The sequence below is a fragment of the Streptomyces sp. NPDC059900 genome (genome assembly GCF_050270335.1).
GTDB lineage: Bacteria > Actinomycetota > Actinomycetes > Streptomycetales > Streptomycetaceae > Streptomyces.
Window position 1 is genome coordinate 1 of record NZ_JBNNJZ010000582.1, and the last position, 4,878, is coordinate 4,878.

General features: G+C 73.1%; 5 protein-coding genes. 3 read left to right on the top strand and 2 right to left on the bottom strand.

All coding sequences use genetic code 11. The annotated features are described in order from the left end of the window. Window positions 1–1,261: helix-turn-helix domain-containing protein (locus tag ACQKIP_RS39605; protein WP_427745270.1), on the bottom strand; the 1,261-nt coding region annotated here is incomplete at its 3' end. Between the two features lie 225 nt (window positions 1,262–1,486). Between ACQKIP_RS39605 and ACQKIP_RS39610 the strand changes: the two genes are divergently transcribed. Next, window positions 1,487–2,830, top strand: a complete 1,344-nt coding sequence (locus tag ACQKIP_RS39610) for a M64 family metallopeptidase (RefSeq protein ID WP_365861080.1) — start codon at window positions 1,487–1,489, stop codon at window positions 2,828–2,830. A 55-nt stretch (window positions 2,831–2,885) separates the two neighbouring features. Continuing rightward, entirely contained in the window at window positions 2,886–3,410 is a 525-nt protein-coding gene (locus ACQKIP_RS39615) for a GNAT family N-acetyltransferase (RefSeq protein ID WP_365861078.1), read from the top strand. A gap of 4 nt (window positions 3,411–3,414) precedes the next feature. On the opposite strand, the gene ACQKIP_RS39620 is transcribed toward ACQKIP_RS39615, so the two are convergent. Next, window positions 3,415–4,401, bottom strand: coding sequence for a GlxA family transcriptional regulator (locus tag ACQKIP_RS39620; protein WP_365861076.1), 987 nt, complete (start codon window positions 4,399–4,401; stop codon window positions 3,415–3,417). Between the two features lie 163 nt (window positions 4,402–4,564). Here ACQKIP_RS39620 and ACQKIP_RS39625 point away from each other — a divergent pair. Continuing rightward, window positions 4,565–4,878: HD domain-containing protein (locus tag ACQKIP_RS39625; protein WP_427745271.1), on the top strand; the 314-nt coding region annotated here is incomplete at its 3' end.

The window sequence follows — 4,878 nt, forward strand, 5'->3', positions numbered from 1 at the left end:
GGTAGTGCTCCTCGGCGGCCTTCGTGTCACCGCACTCCTCCGCGATGAGGCCGAGCAGCCGGTGCGCGGCGCCCACATGCACCGCGCCGCGCCCGGCCCGCAGCGCCGGAGCTTCCGCGGGACCGGGACCGGCGGGTCCGGCGGGTCCGGCGGGTCCGGCGGGTCCGGCGGGTCCGGCGAGTTCCGCTGCCCCGCCGGCCAGCAGCGGCCTCAGCAGGGCTTCGGCCTCCCGGACCCTGCCGCGCCGGCGCAGTACGTCCGCGAGTTCCACCTCGACCTGCGCGGCGAAGAGCGCGGCCCGCTTGGCCGTGAGCATGTCGTGTGCGGTGCGCAGTTCGCTCTCGGCGCGTTCCAGGTCGCCGTCCTGCGCGTGCACATAGCCGCGCATCCAGTGGCAGTGGGCGAGTTCGGTACGGATGTGCAGCTGCTGATAGAGATCCTGCGCTCTGGCCAGCGACGCATCGGCCTCGGCGATACGCCCCCGGGCGATGAGCGTGCGCGCCACCCCGCGGTGCATCCCGGCGAGCAGCGCCGGATCGTCCACGCGGGGCGCGAGCGCGAGGGCCAGTTCGGCGGCGTGCGCGGCGCGCTCCGGCGCGCCCATGTCCATGTAGGGGGCGATGGACGCCGAGTACAGCAGGAGCAGCGCGTCGGGGTCGTGCAGGCCCGAGGCGTTGAGCTGGTCCAGAGCGGTCTCCAGGAGGTGGCAGGCGTAGCGGAGTTCACCCGTGAGGCGGTGGGCGTTGGCGCGGCCGCGGATGGCGGGGACACGGCGGGTCAGCGGCTCGTCGGCGAGCAGTCGCTCCACCGAGGCGAAGCACTCGTGTGCCTCGTCGAGATCGCCGGACTCCAGGAGGCATTCGCCGAGCCCGAGGAGCGCGGCGGCCTGCTCCCCCGGCAGCGCGTGCTCGACGGCTTCGGCGCACAGGGAGCGGAAGAGAGCGGCGGCATCCTCGGTGTCGCCGGTGGCCAGGGCGCGCCGCGCGTCGGTCAGGCGCAGGCGCAGCTCGGCGGCCAGCCGGGCCGGGCGCCCCGTCGCCAGCTCCCCGGGAGTGACGCCCAGGCGCTCGGCCAGGTGCCGGAGGGCGGCTTCGGAGGGCCTCACCTTGCCCGCCTCCAGAGTGGAGACGTACGCGGGGGTATACGCGGGCTCGGCCAACTGCCGCTGTGTCAGGCCGCGTTCCGTGCGCAGCCGCAGGACGCGGCGTCCGATCGCCGCGGGATCGTCGAGCCGCCCGGTCCCAGATCCACTGCCCGCCATCTCATCCTCTCCCAGCTCTAACCAAGGCCAACCAGCTTTACAGAGGCGGTGGTTGGCGACGAATGGCCAGAACTCCGCTTTCTCTGTGGCACCTTGCGCCTCGGGCATTGCCTGGCTTCCCCGCAGCCCCTACATTGAACCGCGCCTTAAGCTCCCTTAACCCCCCACTTATGTCGCGGACTCGCCGACCCCTCCGGCTCCGCGCAGACTCCCGGGAGATCTTCCATGCGCAGACACGCATCCCACATATCCCGCACGCGTCTCACCGTGGCCATCGGTGCCGCTCTGGCGGCGGCGCTCGCCGCCACCGCGCCGGTCGCCGCGGACCAGCTCGGGGACGGCCACACCCCGGATACCCCGAGCGCCAGGAGCGCCGGCTCCGCCGACCCCGTCGAGGTCGAGTACTTCACCGGCCCCGGCAGCCACCCCCGCCGCACGGAGGTCCCCGCCTCCTCCCCTCTCACCGGGAAGGAGCGGTCCACGATCAAGAACGACGGCGACGTCCTGCCGATCGTGGAGGCCGGAGCGAGCGACACCAAGGTCGACGTCGTGTTCATCGGCGACGGGTACACCGCCTCGCAGCAGGAGGACTTCCACGCCGACGTGCGCACCAAGTGGAAGGAGATGGCCGCCGTCCAGCCGTACGCCGAGTACGAGGACCTCTTCAACGTCTGGGCCGTCGACGCGCACTCGCAGCAGTCGGGCGTCTCGGGCGATCCGACCAGCGACGTCCGCAAGAACACCGCCCTGAACTCCGCGTTCTTCTGCGACGGCATCGAGCGGCTGCTGTGCGTCGACACCAACAAGGTCGAGGCGTACGCGAGCAAGGCCGCCGACCCCGATCTCGTCATCGTGCTCGGCAACTCCACCAAGTACGGCGGCGCGGGCTACAACGCCATCAGCTCGCCGTCCGGGTACGACGGCATAGGCACCGCCTCCTCCGACCACCCCGACTCCGACCAGGTCGCCGTGCACGAGACGGGGCACTCCTTCGGCAAGCTCGCCGACGAGTACTGGTACGACGAGAGCACCTACAGCGGCCCCGAGCCCGGCGAGTCCAACCTCACCAAGCTGAGCGCCGCCGACATGGCCGCGCAGAAGACGAAGTGGCACCGCTGGCTGGGCCAGGACTCACCCGACGGCGGCAAGGTGGGTGCGTACGAGGGCGGCGGCTACCACGGGCACGGCCTCAACCGCCCCACCGAGGACTCGATCATGCGGACGCTCGGCCGCGAGTTCAATCTGCCCGGACGCGAGGCGATGATCGCGGGCTTCCACCAGCACGCACCCGTCCTCACCGGTGTCACGCCCACCGACACGAAGGTGAGCGGCAGCGAGCGGTTGCGCGTGGCGGCGTCTTCCCATGCGCGGGTGCGCTGGTACCTCGACGGCCGCGAGGTCCGCAGCTCGCGGGGCGCGAGCAGCGTGAGCCCCGGCTCGCTCGGTGTGCCCGCGGACGGCCGGGCGCACACCGTCACCGCACGGGCCACCGACCCGGGCAAGGCGGTCCGCGACCCGGAGCTGCGCAAGCTGATGTCCGGCTCGCTCAGCTGGCAGGTCACGCGCTGACGCACCTGAGGACCCGCCCCGTACCGCCCTGCGGTGACCAGGGGATACTTCGGCCATGACCACGCATGTGCAGCAGTCGGGCCAGGCCGCGGCGCCCCTCCCCGGATGGGCGCTGCGGGCCGCGCGGCCCGCCGATCTGGAGACCATCGTCGAGCTGCGGGCGATCGTGATGCGCCCGGATCTGGAGCGGCTTGGCCGGTTCGACGAGCATCGGGTGCGCCAGAGGCTGCGGGACGCCTACATACCCCGTCATACGTGGATCATCCTCGTCGACGGCGCCTTCGCGGGGTGCGTCGCCCTGCGGCCGGCACAGGACGGGCAGTGGCTTGAGCACTTCTTCCTCGATCCCGCCCTCCAGGGCCGGGGCCTCGGCTCGGCCGTGCTGCGCGAGCTCCTCGACCGGACCGACGCCGAGGGCGCCGTCGTCCGCCTGAACGTCCTTCAGGGCAGCCAGGCCCAACGCCTGTACGCGCGCCACGGTTTCACCGTCGAGAGCGAAGACCCGGTCGACGTCTTCATGGCGCGGTGGCCCGGGCCCGGCCGCGAGGCGGCACACCACCGCGCCCCGGCCGGCGCCTGAGGGCTCACGCACCCGCCCGTGTCGTGCGGAAGCGTGCCGCGTACGCGGACGGTGTCGTCCCCAGGTGGCGGGCGAAGGCCCTGCGCAGCGTCTCGTCGCTGCCCAGGCCGCTGCGTGCGGCCGCGTCGGTGACGCTCGCGCCGCTTTCGAGGAGCATGCGGGCGGCTTCGAGCCTGAGGGACTCCACGTACGCGGCCGGGGTGGTGCCGAGCTGCCGTGTGAAGAGCCGGGTCAGATGCCGGGGGCTCACGGCGGCCCGCCCCGCGAGGAGCGCGAGCCGGTGGTCGGCCGCCGGGTCGGCGGCGATGGCGTCCAGGAGCGGGCGCAGCACCGGATGGCTGGTCGCCGGGGTGCGCGAGGCCGCGGAGAACTGGGACTGCCCCCCGGGCCGCTGGAGGAAGACCACGAGGTCACGGGCGACCCGGCGGGCGGTGTCGGGGCCGTGGTCCTGCTCCACCAGAGCCAGGCAGACGTCGATGCCCGCGGTGACCCCGGCCGAGGTGAGGACGGCACCGTCCTGGACGTGGATGGCGTCGGGCGTGACGGTGGTCTCGGGGTACAGCCGGGCCAGCCGCGCCGCGTGCTCCCAGTGCGTCGTCGCCCTGCGCCCGCGCAGCAGGCCCGCCGCGGCGAGGGCGAACGCGCCGGTGCATACGGCGGCCACCCGCCCCGCCCCGCTTGCCAGTCCGGCCACGAGCTCGACGAGGTCGGGCCGTTCGGCGAACGTGACGAGCTCGGCGTGGCCGGGAACGACGAGCGTGTCGGCGCCGCCCGCGTCGGCCGCCGCCAGATCGGCCGCGATCCGCAGCCCGGTGGAGGTCCTGACGTCCCGCCCGTCGGGGGTGCAGACCCGCACGGTGTAACGGCCGCCGGTGTAGCGGGCCGCGGTGTCGAAGACCTCCAGGGGAGCGGCGACGTCGAGCAGGCGTACGCCGTCGAAGGCGAGGACGCAGACGTGGTGGGGGCGGGGTCCGTCCGGCTGTTCGGGCACGGGTCCACGGTAGCGGCAGGGCGTGTCCGGATGTGTGGGGTACCTGTCCACAGGGACATGGCAGTAGGGCACGTACGTCGAGCAGGCTGGTGCCATCAGCAGGCCGGGGCCCGCACCCCCGCCCCTCCTCCTCCATCACCACCTCCACGACAGGAGTCACGCCATGACCGTCCACGCGTCCAGTGCCGCCGGAGTGTCCGTGCCGGACACGAAGCTGGCCGCCGCGGCCACGGAACTGGTCCGGGACACGACGAGCGAGCTGATCTACCACCACTCCCGCCGCGTCTTCTGGTTCGGCAGCCTCCAGGGCGGCCGGCGGGGGCTGGGCTTCGATCCCGAGCTGCTCTACATCGGCGCGATGTTCCACGACCTGGGCCTGGGCGAGCGGTTCCATGACAGCGGCCGCCGCTTCGAGGTGGACAGCGCGGACGAGGCCCGCCGTTTCCTGCACGCTCACGGCGTACCGGAGGACAGCGT